The sequence below is a fragment of the Pseudomonas sp. TH08 genome (assembly GCF_016651275.1).
Taxonomy (GTDB): domain Bacteria; phylum Pseudomonadota; class Gammaproteobacteria; order Pseudomonadales; family Pseudomonadaceae; genus Aquipseudomonas.
In genome coordinates this window covers 873,187-890,439 of sequence record NZ_JAEKEE010000004.1, presented here as the reverse complement: position 1 = coordinate 890,439, position 17,253 = coordinate 873,187, and the positions used below count along the sequence as shown (strand labels likewise).

Here is a 17,253-nt window from a genome sequence, read left to right as displayed (position 1 = left end):
TCTTTTGATCTTTAAAAACAACATCAAAAGACCGCAGCGTACCGCAGCTCCTACGGGTTTATGTGTTCGGATTACTTGCGATCCAGCCACACGGTTTGCGCATTGCAGAACTCGCGTACGCCGAAGTGCGACAGTTCGCGGCCGAAACCGCTTTTCTTCACGCCACCGAAGGTCACGCGTGGGTCGCTGGCGGAGTAGCCATTGATGAACACACCGCCGGTTTCCAGTTCGCTGGTCAGTTGTTGGGCCAGTTGCACATTGGCGGTGTAAATCGTCGCGGTCAGACCGAAATCGCTGTCGTTGGCCAGGGCCACGGCATGGGCGCAATCGCGGGCGGTGATGATCGAGGCGACCGGGCCGAACAGTTCCTGTTTGAACGAGGTCATGCGATCGGTGACGTTGGCCAGCACGGTCGGCTCGTAATAGTTGCCGGCACCTGCGGATTTGCCGCCGCCGAGCAGCAGGGTCGCACCTTCCTCAAGGGTGTCGCGCACCTGCTGATCCAATTCATCGCGCAGATCGAAACGCGCCATCGGGCCGATGTAGGTGTCGGCGGCCAGCGGGTCGCCAACCTTCAATTTGCGTGTGGCTTCGACGAATTTGCGGGTGAACTCCTCGACCACGCCTTCTTCGATGATCAAGCGCTTGGCGGCGGCGCAGACCTGCCCGGAGTTCTGGTAGCGACCGATGACGGCGGCCTGCACGGCTTCGTCGAGATCCGCATCGTTAAGCACGATAAACGGATCGGAACCGCCCAATTCCAGCACGCATTTTTTCAGCGCGGCACCGGCCTGAGCACCGATGGCCATGCCAGCGCGGACGCTGCCGGTCAGGGTTACAGCGGCAATGCGCGGATCGGCGATGGCGCTGGAAACGCCTTCCGGGGTGACGTTGATCACTTCAAACACACCGTCGGCAAAACCGGCGCGGGTGAAGGCATCGCGCAACAAATAGGCGCTGCCCATCACGTTCGGCGCGTGCTTGAGCACATAAGTGTTGCCCGCGATCAGCGCCGGCACTGCGCCGCGCAGCACTTGCCAGATCGGGAAGTTCCATGGCATCACCGCGAGGATCGGGCCGAGCGGGCGGTACTCGATACGCGCCTTGCCACCTTCGACCTGGGTCGGTTCAGCATCAAGCATGGCCGGGCCGTGTTCGGCGTACCACTCGCAGAGCTTGGCGCACTTCTCGATTTCACCGCGTGCCTGAGCAATCGGCTTGCCCATCTCCAGGGTGATCATGGTTGCCATCGCTTCAGCCGTTTCGCGCAATGCGGCGGCGAGGGCGCTCAGCAAGCGCGAACGATCCTGCAGCGGCTTGCGCTTCCACTTGCCGAATCCGTAAGCGGCGCGGGTCAGCGCAGCGTCGAGGGCGGTCGCGGATTCAAAGGCGTAGTGGCCGATCTGCTCGCCGGTGGCGGGGTTGATCGAAATGGCGTGGGTCTGGCTGGAAATCTGGCTCATGGCGTCGTCCTGCGTGTTCAGTGGATGGGCCTAGAGTAGGGTGGCGTTTGTTTTCTGGAAACTGAATAATAAAGATCGTTTCTTTCACGTTTGGAGAATGACTGTGGATCTGGTGCAACTGGAAATCTTCAAAGCCGTTGCCGAGCACGGCAGCATCAGCGCCGCCGCCGCGCAGATTCATCGTGTGCCGTCGAACCTGACCACGCGGATCAAACAGCTTGAGCAGGATCTGGGCGTTGATCTGTTTATTCGCGAAAAAAGCCGTTTGCGCCTGTCACCGGCAGGCTGGAGTTTTCTTGAGTATGCGCGGCGCATTCTCGACCTGGTCCAAGAGGCGCGGGCGACCGTGGCGGGCGAGGAGCCGCAAGGCGCGTTCCCGCTGGGTTCGTTGGAAAGTACCGCGGCGGTGCGTATTCCCGAGTTGCTCGCCGCGTATAACCAGTTGCACCCGAAAGTCGATCTCGACCTGTCCACCGGGCCTTCGGGGACGATGATCGACGGCGTGCTGTCCGGGCGTCTTGCGGCGGCGTTCGTCGATGGCCCGGTGCTGCACCCGACGCTGGAAGGCGTGCCGGCTTTCGAAGAAGAAATGGTCATCATCGCGCCGCTGCATCACGCGCCCGTTCAGCGCGCAGCGGACGTGAACGGCGAGAACATTTATGCCTTCCGCTCCAACTGTTCCTATCGTCATCACTTCGAAAAATGGTTCAGCACCGACGCCGCCGTGCCGGGCAAGATCTTCGAGATGGAGTCTTACCACGGCATGCTCGCTTGCGTGAGCGCGGGTGCCGGGCTGGCGTTGATGCCGCGCAAAATGCTCCAGAGCATGCCGGGCAGTGCGACGGTCAGCGTTTGGCCGTTGGCGGCGGACTTTCGTTATCTGACCACTTGGCTGGTGTGGCGACGGGGCACGGTGTCGCGCAGTTTGAGCATGTTTGTGCGCTTGCTGGAGGAGCGCGGCGTGGTGCGTGCAGAAGAGTAATTGACACTTTGTGTCATGGCTGTATCTTTATCGGCGTTTCGCAATATAAAAAACTATACAGCGCAGCCATGAGGAACCCGTAAATGACCACAGCCCTGAGCGAAAAAACCGCCTTGAGCGGCAAGGAAGCGGTCGGCGATCGTTTTGTACTGGAAACGATGAGCCGTGCCCAGCAACTGACCTGGCAAGCCGTCGACGCCATTGCCAAAGTGATCAAACCCGGCATGCTTGAGTCCGAAGCGATCGCCCGCGGCAAGGAAATCCTCGCTGAACTGGGCATGGACCGGATCTGGCATCCGCTGTTGATTCGTTTCGGCGCCAACACGCTGAAGACCTTCAAACAGCGCTCTGAGGGTGATCCGGTGTTGGGTGAAGAGGACATTTTCTTTATCGACATGGGCGTGGTCTGGCATGGGCACGAAGGCGATGCGGGCGCGACCTACACCACAGGCTCCGACCCGGAGATGATTGCCTGTGCGGCAGCTGCCAAGGAACTGTTCGACCGTGTCGAAGCTTTCTGGCGCGAAGGTGTTTCCGGTGTCGAACTGTACCGCTATGCCAGCGACCAGGCCGAGGCGATGGGTTGGGTGCTGAACCTCAACATCAAGGGCCACCGGGTCAGTGACTTTCCTCATGCGATTCATCGTGGCGGCGATCTGGGGCGACTTCGATCAGGCCCCGAATGCCGGTGTATGGATACTGGAAATCCAGATTGCTCACCCGCAACGGCCGTTCGGCGCGTTTTACGAAGACTTGCTCATTTAAGGAAACCTCATGACCCACCCGACACCCCAAACCGTGCTGCTGTTTTCCTACGGCACTTTGCAGGATCGCGCCGTGCAACTGTCCAACTTTGGCCGAGAGTTGGAGGGTCGCGCGGACAGTCTGCCGGGCTATAAACAGCAAATGGTCGAGATTACCGATCCTGCCGTGCTCGCCACCAGCGGCAAAACCCATCACCCGATCGTGCAGGAAAGCGGCAATGCGGCCGATGAGATTGTCGGCACGGTTTTCCGGATTACTGCAGAGGAACTGGCTGCTGCGGATGAATACGAAGTGGCGGACTACAAACGCGTCAGCGTGCTGCTAAAGTCTGGGGTCGATGCATGGGTTTACGTGCAGGCGTGACAACAGAGCGCAGCGCTGTAGTTGTTTTTATATAGCGTCAACTTCGATGATGCACGCCGTTTCCTAACTCTAAAGTCAAAAAAAGGGCGCCCGTCATGAAAGTCAGTGCACGCAACGTATTCAAAGGCAAAGTCAGCAATGTTCAGGCCGGCGCCGTCAACGCCGAAGTGGTATTGACCCTTTCGGGCGGTGAGCAATTGGTTGCCGTCGTGACCATGGAAAGCATCAAGAACCTCGGCATTGCCGTCGGCAAAGAGGCTGTCGCACTGGTCAAGGCGCCATGGGTAATGTTGATGACCGAATCCAGCGACATTCGTCTCTCGGCGCGCAACTGCCTGGAAGGCAAAGTGCTGAGCGTGACTGATGGCGCGGTTAACGCTGAAGTGGTGATCGAACTGGCCGGCGGTTCCAAGGTTTACTCGATCGTAACTCGCGATGCCGTTGCTGAACTGGGCCTCGCCAAAGGCGTCAGCGCGACCGCTGTGATCAAGGCTTCGCACATCATTCTGGGCGTTCCGGCCTGATTATTCCTTCAGGCTGACGAGAACCTCTGATCCCGGTTTCGGGATCAGAGGTTTTTTGCTTCATGGCGTGCCGTTTCGGCCGTACAGTCGATAGCCTTCGCGTTGGTTCAAGCGATCGTAGTAGGCAGTGACGGCCGGCAAGTGCGGATGTTCAAGCGGCGTTTCGAACCAGCGGTTTACCGACAACCCGATCGGGATGTCCGCCAGTGAGAACTCGTTGCCACTGACGTAAGCACCGGTCGAGGCCAGCTGCCGATCGAGGATCGCCATGTTCTGCGACCATTGCTCGATACCGTTGGCCAACGCAGCGCTGTCCTGATAATCCGGCGACTGGCGCACCAGCGACATCAGCGGATATGACCACGAGCGATTCAGCTCCGACGCCTGCCAGTCAATCCATTGGTCTACCCGCGCCCGGGCCATTGGCTCAACCGGATACAGTTGCGCGCCGTCATAGCGCGCCGCCAGATAACGGATGATCGTGTTGGACTCCCACAGCGTGAAATCCCCGTCCTGGATCACCGGCACCATGGCGCATGGATTCAGCGCGAGAAACTCCGCAGTCTGCGTCGACCGGAACCCCGAGCCCCAGTCTTCACGCTCAAAGGGAATCTGCAGTTCAGCGCAGGTCCACAGCACTTTGCGCACGTTGATCGATGAAGCCTTACCGAGTATTCGCAGCATTGGATTCGCCTTCCCTCTAGTCGTCGGACGTGAAGAAATACCACACCGAAACGAAGAAGACCCGCGCGTGGCGGGCCTTCTTTTTTCATCGAATCAAATCACAGGCCGCTCGCCAGCTTCCCGCCCATCATCCGCCGACGGTAGGAGGTGTCACGATTGGCCAGCCAGAAGTACAACGGTGACGTCACCAGCAAGCCCACCAGCCACGACAGATCCGCGCCGTTGATGTGCGCCGACACCGGGCCGACGTACAGCGGCGTGTTCATGAACGGGATCTGCACGGCGATGCCGATTGCGTAAGCCAGCAACGCCTGCGGGTTGTAGCGCCCGTAGATGCCGCCGTCGACCTGGAAGATCGACTGGATGTCGTATTGGCCCTTGTGGATCGCGTAGAAGTCGATCAGGTTGATCGCCGTCCACGGTACCAACACCACCAACAACACCAGCACCATGTCGACGAAGTGGCCGATGAAGTCCTTCGACGCGCCTACCGCAGCAAAGCAGCAGGCCAGCAACACGATGACCGAGATCACCGCGCGGCTCTTGGCGGTGGGGATCCAGCGGTAAGCGAAGGTCTGCACCAGGGTGATCAGCGACAGCACCGCGCCGTAGAGGTTGAGGGCGTTGTGGCTGATCACGCTGAGCAGGAACAGCACCAGCATCAGCGGGCCAATGGAACCGGTGGCGAGTTTGACCGCGTCCATGGTGTCCATGCCCACGGGCGTCGCCAGCACCGCAACGGCGCCGAACACGAACGCCAGGCTCGAGCCCAGCGCCGAACCCAGATACGTCGTCCAGAACGTCGACGAGACTTTTACGTCAGCCGGCAAGTAACGCGAATAGTCGGACACGTACGGTGCAAACGCGATTTGCCACAGCGCGGCGAGCGATACGGTGGCGAGCCAGCCAGAGAGGTTGAAGCTGCCGCGCGTGAAGAAGTCATCGGTTTGAATGTGGGTGAAGATGTAGCCGAAACCGACAACGATGCCGATCCCCAACACCCAGGTGCCGATGCGGTTGAGCACGTGGATGAAGCGGTAGCCGATGATGCCGATGATCCCCGAACCGATGGCACCGATGACGATACCGACCGGCACCGGAACGCTGTCGACCACGCCGTGCAACGACTTGCCGGCGAGAACGATGTTGGAGGCGAAGAAGCCGATGTACATGACGCCGGCAATCAGCACCACCAGCAGGGCGCCGAGGGAGCCGAACTGCGCGCGGCTCTGGATCATTTGCGGAATGCCCATCTGCGGGCCTTGCGCGGAGTGCAGCGCCATCAACACGCCGCCCACCAGGTGGCCGACAAGAATCGCGACGATGCCCCAGACCAGATTCAAGTGAAACAACTGCACGCCCAGCGCACCGGTAACGATGGGCAACGGCGCGATGTTGCCGCCGAACCAGAGCGTGAACAGATCCCTGACCTTTCCGTGGCGATCTTCGGGGGGCACGTATCCTATCGTGTGTTTTTCAATCAGCGGAGCGGAGGATGCTGCTGCAGGGGTAGCCATGACGAACTCCAAGGCAAGGATGAGTACGTGGACGTACTTCGGTGAGCGCCGGCACGGACGGCGCATTTCTTGTTGAAGTGATCATGTGCAAAGGCTCGGGATAGATAAATTAGTAAGTTTGTTGCTACAGACCTTAAAAAAGTATGCCGCGCGTGGCGGGGCTGTCCGGTATGTTCAAGTCTTCACTCTTATCTGAATTTGCACAGCCCTGTGGCGAGGGGATTTATCCCCGATGGGCTGCGCAGCGGCCCTTGGTTTTAGAGTCAAAAGTGTGGCCGCTGCGCGACCCATCGGGGATAAATCCCCTCGCCACAGATAAGTCCTTTTGCCACAGATAAGTCCTTTTGCCACAAAAGTGATGTCAGGCTGATCCACCGGAGGTTCCATGGCCGCCTACAACCTGCGCCAGCTCAAATATTTCGTCACCACCGCCGACTGCGGCAGCGTCGCCGAGGCCTCGCGCAAGCTCTATATCGCACAGCCATCGGTGTCCACCGCGATCAAGCATCTTGAAGAGAGCTTCGGCGTGCAGCTGTTCATCCGCCACCATGCCCAGGGTGTTTCGCTGACGCCCAGCGGCTCGCGTTTCTATCGCAAGGCGCTGGAGCTGTTGCGCGTGGCTCATGAGTTCGAACAGAACGCCCTGGCGGACAATGACGTGGTCGCCGGGCAGATCGATATCGGCTGTTTCGAAACCGTCGCGCCGCTCTACCTGCCGCGTCTGATCGCCGGTTTCAAGCAGCGTTGGCCGGGGGTGGAAATCCGCATTCGCGATGGCGAACAACAGGAACTGGTGCAGGCGCTGACCGCCGGCAGCATCGATGTGGCGATGATGTTCGAACACGACCTCGACAGCACCATCGAAACCACCCCGTTGATGCCGCCGCAACAGCCGTACGCCTTGCTGCCGGCCGACCACCGCTTCGCGCAACAGGCAAAAGTGTCGCTGCATGATCTGGTGCTGGAGCCGATGATCCTGCTCGACGTCGTGCCGAGCCGAACCTATTTCGTGAGCATCTTTGAAGAACGCGGACTGACGCCTAACATCGTCTTCAGCTCGCCGTCGATCGAGATGGTGCGCGGCATGGTGGCGAATGGTTTCGGCTTTTCGATTCTGGTGACCAAACCGTTCAGCGACTACACCTACGATGGCCAGAAAGTCGTCTGTGTGCCGCTGGCGGAAACCGTGACCGGTTCGGGATTGTCGGCGGCTTGGTTGCGGCGCGTACAACTGACCAAACCGGTGCAGTTGTTTGTCGATCATTGCCGTGAGGAGTTGGCCCGACTGTACGCGTGAGCGCAGTCGAGCCGGGTTTCAACCGCGGATAAATGCCAGCATGCGCTGAAGCATCTCATCGCAAGCGTGCAACTGATCGAGGCTGACAAACTCATCGGGTTTGTGGCCCTGATCCATGCTGCCGGGCCCGCAGACCACCGTGGCAATGCCCACCGCATCAAACAGACCACCTTCAGTGCCGAACGCCACTGTGCCGAAATCCGTCGAATCGCAGAACGCCGCAATCAACTCGGCAGCCTGACTCTGCGCATCGGTGACGAGCCCCGGATACGCCGACAACTCGCTGAAACGGATAGCGCTGTGCTCACTGACCGCGCGCATCCGCGGCAGCACCTCACGTTCGGCGTAGGCTTGCAGCGCCTCGGCGACCCGCGCCGGATCCTGTGAGGGCAGGGCGCGTATCTCGAAGTCGAAGCGGCAGTCGGCGGGCACGATGTTCAAGGCCTTGCCGCCGCTGATCACGCCGGTTTGCACGGTGCTGTAAGGCGGATCAAAGCGCGCATCGTGAAGCTCCGGCGCTCTCAGTTGCTGGCCGAGGCGACCCAGTTCGCCGATCAGTTCGGCGGCGTATTCGATGGCGTTAACCCCCAGCGGCGCATAGGCCGAATGGCATGGATGACCGTGCACATCGCAGCGCATTGCCAGTTTGCCCTTGTGGCCGAGCACCGGTTGCAGCTCGGTCGGTTCGCCGATGATGCACAGCAGCGGTTTGACTGGACGCTGTTGCAGAACCTTGAGCAACGAGCGCACGCCGAGGCAGCCGACCTCTTCGTCATAAGACAGGGCGATGTGCACTGGCATGCGCAACGAGGCCTGCACCAGCGAAGGCACCAGGGCGAGCACGCAAGCGATGTATCCCTTCATGTCCGCCGTGCCACGGCCGAACAGTTTGCCGTCGCGCTCGCTGAGCTCGAACGGCGGCAGCGTCCACGGCTGGCCATCGACCGGGACCACATCGGTGTGCCCGGACAGCACGATGCCCGGCTGATCGGCCGGACCAATCGTGGCGAACAGGTTGGCCTTGCTGCGCTCGTCGTTGTAGATCAGCGCGCACGGCACGTCGAAACCGGCGAGGTAATCACGGACGAACTCGATCAGGTGCAAGTTGGATTCGCGGCTGGTGGTATCGAACGCCACCAGCGCCCTGAGCAACTCGACGCTGTTCATCGATCATCACCGGCGACGCCGTAGCCCGGTGCCTTGGCGGGATCGAGGGCGCGATCGATGTAGTCCTGCAATTGCGGCTGATAGGCATCCCAGAGTTTTTGCAACTGGCCGATCGGGTCTTCATCGGCCCAATCCACGCGCAGGTTAACGATGGGCCAGGTCTGTTCGCCGACGACCACGACGGCTGCCGAATGCACCGGACCGGCTTCGCCACCAAGGGCTTGAGCGGCGTGCAGGGCCTTGAGCAGACGGTCGGCGAGTTGCCCTTCGCCGCCTTCAAAGGCACTGACCATCGCCTCGATTACCGAGCGTCCGGCGAGCATGTTGCCGGCCGCCACGCATTGTTCGCCGGAAACCGCATTGTTGACGCCGAGGGTTTGTGCGCCACTGAAATGAGCGGTCTGGCCGAGGTGATTGATTGCGGTGATCTGGCGGTATTGGCTGTAGCCGTTGCGCGTGAGCACTTTGTCCAGCGCGTCGTCAGGCGCCAGGCCTTGCTCCATCAGCGCAAGGACTTCCGGGCCGAGCGACGGCAGGGTGATGTTCTGGCTCGATACCGCGCCGACGCCCGGCAGCAGCCATGGGCAACGGGCGCCGACGGCGATGCTGGAAGAACTGATGGCGACACCGAACTGGCCGGTTTCGGCGCAGCGGGCAGCGATTGAAAAGGTCATCTGCTTACTCCTTTCTAGGAAGATGTTGTCCTTGGGGGCCTCATCGCTGGCAAGCCAGCTCCCACAGGGTTTGGGGTTGTTGGAAAATTGTGTGATCAACCCGATACCTGTGGGAGCAAGGCTTGCCCGCGAAAGCCACAACGCGGTGTGATGCCTTACTCGGGAATCACTGCAATCACATCAATCTCCATCAACCACTGCGGTTGCCCCAACGCTGACACCACCAACCCGGTCGAAATCGGAAACACCCCTTTGAGCCACTTGCCGACTTCCCCATACACCGCCTCGCGATAGCGCGGGTCGATCAAGTACGTGGTGGTCTTGACGATGTGACTCATGTCGCTGCCGGCTTCTTCCAGCAGTTGCTTGACGTTGCGCATGGCCTGTTCGGCCTGCGCGCGAGGATCGCCGAGGCCCACCAGATTGCCGTCGAAATCAGTACCGACCTGGCCCCGCACATACACGGTGTTGCCGGCACGGACGGCCTGGCAGAGGTCGTTGTCCAGGGTCTGGTTCGGGTAGGTGTCTTTGGTGTTGAACATGCGAATACGGGTGTGGGTTGGCGTGCTCATGTGCAGCTCCTGAAGATGATTTGCCCGGCGCAATCGGCGCCTGGGCCAAAGAGGGGAATCAAGCGTCGACGGTGTCGGCGGCTTTGCTGTGTGCAGGGGTGTGCAGGGCGGCTTCACGCTGCTCGGCATCGCGATAGTCCAGATACTTGCGCTGGGTGGCGATGTGGTCGGCGACGTGTTTGGCGTCGTGCCATACGCCCCAGATGAACGACGAACCGCGACGCGACTGCCACGGCAGACCGAGGAAATACACCCCCGGCTCACTCGACACACCGCGCTGATGCACCGGTTTGCCCTTGTCATCGAAGGCGTTCACTTGCAGCCAGGAGTAATCCACGGCGAAACCTGTCGCCCAGATGATCGAGGTGATACCTGCCTTGGCCAGATCCAGATCGGCCAGCGGATTTTTCACGCATTCAGGTTCTGGATAGGTTTCGCGCGCTTCAGGTTCTTCCGGCAGATCCAGACCATTGCGCTCGATGTAAGCGTCGGCAGCGTCCAACAGCGCCAGATAGTTTTCGTCGCCGCGATTGAGGTTGCCGACCAGATCCTGTTTGAAGGTCACCACGCCGTTGTTGAACGACTCGGTGACGCCGACCAGGGTCATGCCACGATGGGCCAGCCCACGGAAATCGATGGTGCGCCCGCCATGGGCACCGCTGACCGCAATGGTCACGTGCTCGCGGCCGGGCTTCATCGCTGCCTGATCCCACTCGCCGAGCACACCCAGCCACCAGCAGAAATCGCGGTTGCGGTAAGCGCGAGGCGGGCGGTCGTGGGCGCCGACCGAGAGGTAAACCTGCTTGCCGGAGCGCTGCAGTTCATCAGCAATCTGCACGCCCGACGAACCCGCGCCGACCACCAGCACCGCGCCTTCCGGCAGTTGCTGCGGGTTGCGATAGTCGGCGGAGTGGATTTGCAGCAGACGTTGGTCTTGCGGGGCAATCGCCGGGATCACCGGTTTCTGAAACGGGCCGGTAGCAGCAACCACGCGGCTGGCTTCGATCACGCCCTCGGAGGTCTCGACGGTGAAGCCTGGGCGACCCACATTGCGCACCACGCTTTTGACGTCGACGCCGGTACGAATCGGCGCATTGAATTTCTTCGCATAGGCTTCGAAGTAATCGGCCACGCGTTCCTTCGGGGCGAAACCGTCGGGATCGACATCATCGAATTCCAGGCCCGGGAAGCGGTCATGCCACGCCGGACCGTTGGCCACCAGCGAGTCCCAACGCCCGGTGCGCCAGCGCTCGGCAATGCGATTGCGCTCCAGCACCAGGTGCGGCACACCGAGTTTGCTCAGGTGTTCACTCATGGCCACACCTGCTTGGCCGGCACCCACAATCAGCGTGTCTGTTTTTATTATTTCAGTGGTCATCTCTACATCCTTCCTAGCAAGGCAGTTGGATTCGGGCGCTGTTGGCTTGTCCGTTTTGCTTGCGTTCAGACTAGGGAGGAGGGGGGTATCGGTAAAATATTATTAAGCTGGGATGTGAAGATAAAATTCTGATGCAGAGGGCTGAAAGCCCTTAAATACGGGGCTTTCCTCGAAGATCAACAACGAAGGTTGCGTACAAAAAAGCAATGTCTGAGTGATTATCGTGGCGAGGGGATTTATCCCCGTTGGACTGCGAAGCAGGCCCATTCTTTCTGGGACTGCTGCGCAGTCCAACGGGGATAAATCCCCTCGCCACAAGGGTAGCGGGAACCTTGGAAGGGTTTATCGGTTGAGGAACGCCAACAGGTCTTCATTCAGTTCTTGTGCATGCGTCACCGCAAACCCATGCGGTGCGCCTGCATAAACCTTCAGCTCGGCACCCTTGATCTGCGCCGCCGCCTGCTTGCCGGTGGTTTCAAACGGCACGATCTGGTCGCCGTCGCCATGGATCACCAGGGTCGGCACGTCGATCTTGGCCAGGTCCGGACGGAAGTCGGTTTCCGAGAACGCCGTCACGCAATCCACGGTGCCTTTAAGCGACGCCAGCAGCGCGACGTTGAGGGTTTGGGTGAGCACGCCGGCAGAAACGGTCTGGCCCTGGTTGGTGCCGTAAAACGGCGCGGCGAAATCGGCGATGAACTGCGCGCGATCCTTCAGCAGACCGGCCTTGATCCCGTCGAACACCGACTTGTCGACGCCTTGCGGGAAGTCGACCTTCTTGCCGAACAACGGTGTCACCGCGCCCAGCAAGACCAGCCCGGCCACGCGCTCGCTGCCATGCCGGGCGATGTAGCGGCTGACGTCGCCGCCGCCCATGGAGAAGCCCACCAGTGTCACTTCACGCAGGTCCAGATGATTGATCAGTTGCGCGATGTCGTCGGCGAAGGTGTCGTAGTCATAGCCGTTCCACGGTTGCTCGGAACGACCGAAACCACGACGGTCGAAGGCGATGGTGCGGTAACCGCGACTGCTCAGGTATTCCATCTGGTATTCCCACATGTCGGCATCCAGCGGCCAGCCGTGGCTGAACAGTACGGGCTTACCGCTGCCCCAATCCTTGTAATAGATTTCGATGCCGTCTTGAGTGAAGAACGTGCTCATGCAAACTCCTTGCGTTTGGGGTCATTCGTGGGCATAACAGCCGCCACTATCTGCGCAAAATCCGCTGACAACTTGTACGCAGGTGCTAAGTTTGCCCGCCCGCAGCGCAGCCAATTTTCATCAGGAGTTGTAAGATGCAACCGCACGAAACTGCCGTATGCCGGAGACACCTGAAATGAAGCGCAAAAGTCTTGAGGGTAATGCCTGCCCGGTCGCCCGGACACTCGACCTGATCGGCGACTGGTGGTCGCTACTGATCATCCGTGATGCACTGGACGGCATTCGGCGATTCAGTGATTTTCAGAAGAACCTGGATATCGCCAAGAACATGCTCAGCGCCCGACTCAAGGCGCTGGTGGAGCAGGGGATCATGCAAACCGTCCCGGCGGCGGATGGCGGCGCCTACAAGGAATACGTGCTCACAGAACGGGGGAAAGCCCTGCAAACGGTGATCGTTGCGCTGTCGCAGTGGGGCGGGGAGTTCATGTACGAGGCGGGTGAGACGGGTTCGGTGATGGTTGATGCGCAGAATCGCCAGCCGATTCGCAAGCTGGAATTGGTGGCAGCCGATGGTCGTGTGCTTGCACCGGAAGACGTCGCTACCAAGTTGGCTGTTGAGCACTGATTTCATTGCTTGGCGCAGCCGCAATGGCTGCGATTGTTCAATCCTCGATACAAACCCGACAAAAGGTTGAAACGATTGTTTGACGTCAAAATGGTGGCCATCTAATATCGCGCCACTATTTTGATGTCACTTTCCGTCTCGAGGGATCGAACATGTACCCACCCGTCCTCGTGACGAGGTTGTGCGTAGCCTTGCTGTGCCTGTCTCCACTCCAGAGTGCTTTCGCGGCACCCACCCCTGGTGAAACCGACCTGATTCGCGAACGTCAGAATCGCTTGCTCGAAGAGCAGCAGCGACGCCTCGAAGAACTCAAGGATTTGCCGGGCAAGGAGGTCAAACCTGCGCAACCGGCAGCGCCGACCGATACCCGTTGCTTCCCGATCAAAGACATTGAGCTCAAGGGCGCCGACAGCCTTTCGGAGAGCGCCAGGACTCGTCTGCTCAAACCCTACATCGGTGAATGCCTCGGCGTGCCGCAGCTCAACGAGTTGCTTAAAGTCATCACCGACTACTACATCGAAAAAGGCCTGGTCACCAGCCGCGCCTATCTGCCGCAACAGGATTTGTCCGGCGGGCACCTGAAAGTGCTGGTGGTCGAGGGCAAGCTCGAAGGCCTCAAGGGCGCCGAGAACAGCAAACTCTCGGATCGCGAATTGGCCATGGCGTTTCCCGGCAAGACTGGTGAACTCGTCAACCTGCGCGAGATCGAGCAAATGGTCGATCAGCTCAATCGCCTGCCATCCAATCAGGCAAAAATGGAGCTGGCACCGGGGCAGAACGTCGGTGGCAGCGAAGTGCTGGTCACCAACACGCCACAGAAACCGTGGCGTGTTGGCCTGTCGCGCAACAACGACGGCCAGCGCAGCACTGGCGAACAGCAGTGGGGCACGACGTTCGACTGGGACAGCCCGTTGGGTCTGGCCGATCAGTTGAGCCTGCGCGGCGGTCACGATGCGATGACCGATCACCAGCACACCTCCAACAACGCCATGCTCAGCTACAACGTGCCGTGGGGCTGGTGGAACTTCAATTACACCTACAGCCAGAGCGAGTACCGCTCGCAAATCGCCGCCAACCTCTACAACTTCAAGCAGACCGGCGACAGCGAAAACCATCAGTTTCGCGCCGAACGGGTGATCCATCGCGACTCGGTCAGCAAGACGTCTCTCAGCGCCGGTCTGTCGTACCTGCGCACCAACAACTTCATCGAAGACAGCAAACTCAAACTGAGCAGCAACCGCATCAGCGAAGCGCAGTTCGGTTTCAACCACGGTCGCCGCGTCGGCAGTGCCTTCGTCAACTTCGATGCCGGGATGCAGGAAGGCATCGGAGCCTTTGACGCGCAAGGCAGCCACGATCCGGGACCGGGCGAACCCGACGCACGCTACCGCAAATACACCGCGACCCTGAGCTACTTGCAGCCGTTCAAACTGTGGGGCGAATCGTTCAGCTTCAGCAGCCTGATGACCGGTCAGCGCAGTGAGGACGTGCTGTTCAGTTCGCAGCGCACCAGCCTCGGCGGCTCGTCGTCGATTCGTGGCTACAAAGACCAATCACTGGCGGGCGACAGCGGCGGTTACTGGCGCAACGACTTGCGCTGGACGCGTCCGGTGACTGTCGAGTGGCTGCAACCGGTGTTCTCCGAATACGGCACCAGCCTCGGCTACGACCAGGGCGTGATCCAGAACGGTCGCTACAACGGCGATCAGCACGGCCGCATGTCGAGCAACTCGCTGGACCTGTTCGCCCGTGGCCAGCATGTCTCCGCTGGCGTGACCTTCGCGCACTCTCTGGAACGACCTGATGCGCTGACCGAGCGCGAAGCACCGATCTATTTCCGCCTGGAATTCTTCCTCTAAAACTGCTCGCCACGAGATTCTGACATGGACATCCGTCAACTGGCCTTTCTGGCCGGTCAGCCTGCTGCTGCCGAAAAAACCGTGAACACTTTCTGGGCATGCCCAAGCGCGGCCTGGCGTTTCTCTTGGCGAACGTCATGTTCTGGCAACCGATGTGGGCGCAGGCCGACGGCATCGTGGTGGCCAACCCGAACACCTCGCTGGATCGCGCCGGCAACGGCGTGCCGATCATCAACATCGCCACGCCGAATTCCAGCGGGCTGTCGCACAACCAGTTCCATGATTACAACGTCGGTGCGCAGGGGCTGATCCTCAACAACGGCTCGACGCAGAATAATCTCACGCAGCTGGGCGGGCACATCATCGACAACCCGAACCTGAAAAACAGCGGTTCGGCGCAGACGATTCTCAACGAAGTCATCAGCGGCAACCCGAGTCAGCTGCGTGGTTACACCGAGGTGGCGGGGCAGTCGGCACGCGTGATCGTCGCCAACCCCTATGGCATTACCTGCAATGGTTGCGGTTTCATCAACGCGCCAAGGGTGACGTTGAGCACCGGCAAACCGGTGCTCGACAACGGTCGACTGGATCGCTTTCAGGTCGATCAGGGTTCTGTGGCCATCGAAGGCGCGGGACTCAACGCCAGCAACGTTGATCGCTTCGAAATCATCACCCGCAGCGCGAAGATCAACGCACAGCTTCAGGCGCAGAACCTGACGATCGTCGCCGGGCGCAACGACGTCAACGCGCAGACTTTGAACGCCACCGCCCGCGCCGATGACGGCAGCGCCAAGCCGCAACTGGCCATCGACTCCTCGGCGCTGGGCGGCATGTACGCCGGCGCGATCAAACTGGTCGGCACCGAAGCCGGGGTCGGGGTGAAACTCGACGGCAAATTGATTGCCAGCGGCGGTGATATTCAGCTCGATGCCAATGGTCAACTGAGCCTGGCCGACACCTCGGCCACTGGTGCGGTCAACGTCAAAGCCGCGAGTCTCGATGCACGCGGGCCGGTCTACGCCGGCACCGCACTGAACGTGCAGACCCAGGGCAACCTGAGCAACCGCCAGACCCTCGCGGCTCGCGACAGCATTAACCTCAGTGCCGGCGGCCAACTGACCAACGCCGGCGCCATCGAAGCCGGCGTCAATGCCGACGGCAGCCGCAACGCCAACGGCGACCTGAGCCTGACCGCTCAGAACCTCGACAACAGCGGCAAGAGCCTCACCGCCAGCCGCCATCTGACCGTCAACACCGCACAAACCCTGACTAACCAGGGCGGCACGCTCAGCGGCCAAACCGCGGCCATTACTGCCGGCACACTGGACAACCGCAACGCCGGCAAACTGCAGAGCAACGGTACGCTGAACCTCAACGCCGCTCAGGTGCTGAACAATAAAGGTGTGATCAACAGCAACGCCGGCCTTACCGCCAACATCGCTCAACTGATCAACAGCAACGGTGAACTCAGCAGCCAGACCGACGTGATACTGACCGTCACCTCGCTGGATAACGTCTCCGGCCTGATGACCGCTGGCCGTTTGCTCGACATCAACGCACTCGGCGCGATCAACAATCGCACCGGCAAGATCGGCGCCAAACAAAACCTCACGGTAACAGCCCGGCAGCTCGACAACAGCCAGCAGGGCCAGTTGACCAGCGAAGGCACGCTGACCACGCGGATCAGCGAGCAACTGAACAACCAGAACAAGGGCCTGATTCAGGCCAACGGCGCCATGGACGTGCAGGCCACGCGTCTGGACAACCGCGCCGGCAAGATTTCCAGCCTCGATACCCTGACGGTCAGCAGCACCAACACCGACAACCGTGGCGGGACGATTCGCGCCGATCAGTCGGCGAAACTGCTGATCGACACGCTGGACAACCGCGACAAGGGCCGCCTCGAAAGCAAGACCGCGCTGACCTTCGACGGCAACACGCTGGACAACAGCAATGGCGGCCTGCTGACTTCGACCGGTGTGTTGAGCCTCAAGGCCAAAGCCGTGACCAACGATGGCGGCCGGATCTCCGCCAAGGGCGATATCGACGCGAACATCGACAGCCTCAATCAACAACACGGTGAACTGGTCGCCGAAGGCAATCTGAAACTCACCGGCAAATCCCTCAACAGCCATCAGGACAGTCTGGTCGGTTCGCTCAAGACCCTGACCGTCAACGTCGATCAGATCGACAACCGCGCCAGCACACTCTCCAGCCAACTG

Annotated in this window: 14 protein-coding genes and 2 pseudogenes; 8 read left to right on the top strand and 8 right to left on the bottom strand. The window is 60.3% G+C overall.

Annotation, left to right across the window (positions count from 1 at the left end; translation table 11 throughout):
• Positions 1 to 71 precede the first annotated feature (71 nt).
• The gene (locus JFT91_RS20940; RefSeq protein ID WP_201233701.1) at positions 72 to 1,463 is read right to left on the bottom strand and encodes an aldehyde dehydrogenase family protein; all 1,392 of its coding nucleotides are present in this window, start codon (positions 1,461 to 1,463) and stop codon (positions 72 to 74) included.
• 103 nt (positions 1,464 to 1,566) lie between these two features.
• Here JFT91_RS20940 and ptrR point away from each other — a divergent pair, with 103 nt between their 5' ends.
• From ptrR to JFT91_RS20920, 4 genes and pseudogenes are all read left to right on the top strand, one after another.
• Positions 1,567 to 2,445, top strand: a complete 879-nt coding sequence (gene ptrR / locus JFT91_RS20935) for a putrescine utilization regulator PtrR (protein WP_201227111.1) — start codon at positions 1,567 to 1,569, stop codon at positions 2,443 to 2,445.
• A gap of 83 nt (positions 2,446 to 2,528) precedes the next feature.
• Positions 2,529 to 3,210: pseudogene (locus JFT91_RS20930) on the top strand (M24 family metallopeptidase).
• Between the two features lie 9 nt (positions 3,211 to 3,219).
• Positions 3,220 to 3,573: a gamma-glutamylcyclotransferase family protein gene (locus JFT91_RS20925; RefSeq protein WP_201202972.1), complete on the top strand. Its 354-nt coding sequence runs from the start codon at positions 3,220 to 3,222 to the stop codon at positions 3,571 to 3,573.
• 95 nt (positions 3,574 to 3,668) lie between these two features.
• A complete protein-coding gene (locus tag JFT91_RS20920; RefSeq protein WP_201202973.1) occupies positions 3,669 to 4,097 on the top strand; it encodes a TOBE domain-containing protein in 429 nt (142 codons plus the stop codon).
• Between the two features lie 60 nt (positions 4,098 to 4,157).
• Here the strand turns inward: JFT91_RS20920 and JFT91_RS20915 are convergent, their stop codons facing one another.
• Positions 4,158 to 4,781: a glutathione S-transferase family protein gene (locus JFT91_RS20915; protein WP_201202974.1), complete on the bottom strand. Its 624-nt coding sequence runs from the start codon at positions 4,779 to 4,781 to the stop codon at positions 4,158 to 4,160.
• A gap of 98 nt (positions 4,782 to 4,879) precedes the next feature.
• Entirely contained in the window at positions 4,880 to 6,298 is a 1,419-nt protein-coding gene (locus JFT91_RS20910; protein WP_201226761.1) for a purine-cytosine permease family protein, read from the bottom strand.
• Between the two features lie 385 nt (positions 6,299 to 6,683).
• Here JFT91_RS20910 and JFT91_RS20905 point away from each other — a divergent pair, with 385 nt between their 5' ends.
• Positions 6,684 to 7,595: a LysR family transcriptional regulator gene (locus JFT91_RS20905; RefSeq protein WP_201226760.1), complete on the top strand. Its 912-nt coding sequence runs from the start codon at positions 6,684 to 6,686 to the stop codon at positions 7,593 to 7,595.
• Between the two features lie 18 nt (positions 7,596 to 7,613).
• Here the strand turns inward: JFT91_RS20905 and argE are convergent, their stop codons facing one another.
• The 5 genes from argE to JFT91_RS20880 all read right to left on the bottom strand — a co-directional run bounded on the left by argE (position 7,614) and on the right by JFT91_RS20880 (position 12,547).
• Complete coding sequence (gene argE, locus JFT91_RS20900) at positions 7,614 to 8,762, bottom strand: acetylornithine deacetylase (protein ID WP_201226759.1); 1,149 nt, start codon at positions 8,760 to 8,762, stop codon at positions 7,614 to 7,616.
• Entirely contained in the window at positions 8,759 to 9,436 is a 678-nt protein-coding gene (locus JFT91_RS20895; protein WP_201233700.1) for a DUF1028 domain-containing protein, read from the bottom strand. Before JFT91_RS20895 ends, argE begins: the two co-directional genes overlap by 4 nt.
• 155 nt (positions 9,437 to 9,591) lie before the next feature.
• Positions 9,592 to 10,008 (bottom strand): RidA family protein, encoded by a 417-nt coding sequence (locus tag JFT91_RS20890; protein ID WP_201226757.1) that lies wholly within the window; start codon positions 10,006 to 10,008, stop codon positions 9,592 to 9,594.
• Between the two features lie 58 nt (positions 10,009 to 10,066).
• Positions 10,067 to 11,386 carry a flavin-containing monooxygenase gene (locus JFT91_RS20885; protein ID WP_201226756.1) on the bottom strand — a complete coding sequence of 440 codons (1,320 nt, stop codon included), beginning with the start codon at positions 11,384 to 11,386 and terminating at the stop codon, positions 10,067 to 10,069.
• A gap of 342 nt (positions 11,387 to 11,728) precedes the next feature.
• Complete coding sequence (locus JFT91_RS20880; protein ID WP_201202983.1) at positions 11,729 to 12,547, bottom strand: alpha/beta fold hydrolase; 819 nt, start codon at positions 12,545 to 12,547, stop codon at positions 11,729 to 11,731.
• 175 nt (positions 12,548 to 12,722) lie between these two features.
• Here JFT91_RS20880 and JFT91_RS20875 point away from each other — a divergent pair, with 175 nt between their 5' ends.
• From JFT91_RS20875 to JFT91_RS20865, 3 genes and pseudogenes are all read left to right on the top strand, one after another.
• A complete protein-coding gene (locus JFT91_RS20875; RefSeq protein WP_201233699.1) occupies positions 12,723 to 13,172 on the top strand; it encodes a winged helix-turn-helix transcriptional regulator in 450 nt (149 codons plus the stop codon).
• Between the two features lie 152 nt (positions 13,173 to 13,324).
• Complete coding sequence (locus JFT91_RS20870) at positions 13,325 to 15,031, top strand: ShlB/FhaC/HecB family hemolysin secretion/activation protein (protein WP_201233698.1); 1,707 nt, start codon at positions 13,325 to 13,327, stop codon at positions 15,029 to 15,031.
• Positions 15,032 to 15,055: 24 nt separating this feature from the next.
• Positions 15,056 to 17,244: pseudogene (locus JFT91_RS20865) on the top strand (two-partner secretion domain-containing protein); the annotation flags it as partial.
• Positions 17,245 to 17,253: the final 9 nt, after the last annotated feature.

Coding starts and splice junctions, on each gene's coding strand:
- JFT91_RS20890 (WP_201226757.1), bottom strand. CDS start 10,008: ATGAGCACGCCAACCCACACCCGTATTCGCATGTTCAACACCAAAGAC.
- JFT91_RS20885 (WP_201226756.1), bottom strand. CDS start 11,386: ATGACCACTGAAATAATAAAAACAGACACGCTGATTGTGGGTGCCGGC.
- JFT91_RS20905 (WP_201226760.1), top strand. CDS start 6,684: ATGGCCGCCTACAACCTGCGCCAGCTCAAATATTTCGTCACCACCGCC.
- JFT91_RS20910 (WP_201226761.1), bottom strand. CDS start 6,298: ATGGCTACCCCTGCAGCAGCATCCTCCGCTCCGCTGATTGAAAAACAC.
- argE (WP_201226759.1), bottom strand. CDS start 8,762: ATGAACAGCGTCGAGTTGCTCAGGGCGCTGGTGGCGTTCGATACCACC.
- JFT91_RS20875 (WP_201233699.1), top strand. CDS start 12,723: ATGAAGCGCAAAAGTCTTGAGGGTAATGCCTGCCCGGTCGCCCGGACA.
- JFT91_RS20870 (WP_201233698.1), top strand. CDS start 13,325: ATGTACCCACCCGTCCTCGTGACGAGGTTGTGCGTAGCCTTGCTGTGC.
- JFT91_RS20940 (WP_201233701.1), bottom strand. CDS start 1,463: ATGAGCCAGATTTCCAGCCAGACCCACGCCATTTCGATCAACCCCGCC.
- JFT91_RS20895 (WP_201233700.1), bottom strand. CDS start 9,436: ATGACCTTTTCAATCGCTGCCCGCTGCGCCGAAACCGGCCAGTTCGGT.
- JFT91_RS20915 (WP_201202974.1), bottom strand. CDS start 4,781: ATGCTGCGAATACTCGGTAAGGCTTCATCGATCAACGTGCGCAAAGTG.
- JFT91_RS20880 (WP_201202983.1), bottom strand. CDS start 12,547: ATGAGCACGTTCTTCACTCAAGACGGCATCGAAATCTATTACAAGGAT.
- JFT91_RS20925 (WP_201202972.1), top strand. CDS start 3,220: ATGACCCACCCGACACCCCAAACCGTGCTGCTGTTTTCCTACGGCACT.
- JFT91_RS20920 (WP_201202973.1), top strand. CDS start 3,669: ATGAAAGTCAGTGCACGCAACGTATTCAAAGGCAAAGTCAGCAATGTT.